Raw genomic sequence first — 429 nt, forward strand, 5'->3', positions numbered from 1 at the left:
GGCCGCTTCCCTGACTCGCTGGTGGGTGTGGGGCGGGGGGCGCGGCCCGCGCCGCCGCCCGTCCGCCACCAGCGTGCAGCCGGCGACCGCCAGCAGGATCGCGAGACCCGGCCACACCGCCGCCCAGGGCGCGCTGAACACCAGGTCCTGCGCGTTCGACAGCATGTTCCCCCAGCTCGCCGCCGGCGGCGCGATGCCGAGGCCGAGGAAGGACAGCGTGCTTTCCGCAAGGATCGCGCCGGCGACCGCGAGCGCGGTGGCGACGGCGACGGGGCCCGCGATGTTCGGCAGCACATGGCGCAGCAGGATGCGGCCCTCCCCGGCGCCGAGCGCGCGCGCCGCGCGCCCAAAGTCGCGCGCGCGCCCCGGCAGCCCCCCCGGGCCCCCCCCCCCCCCCCCCCCCCCCCCCCCCCCGAAGCGGCAGGAAGC

The 429-nt window shown here is 80.0% G+C and carries 1 protein-coding gene; it reads right to left on the minus strand.

Features of this window, described 5'->3' with window-relative positions; all coding sequences use genetic code 11:
* Positions 1-429: ABC transporter permease (locus AC1MIR_RS21205; protein WP_480030163.1), on the minus strand; the 429-nt coding region annotated here is incomplete at both ends.

This window comes from Falsiroseomonas sp. RANM36 (assembly GCF_056682175.1).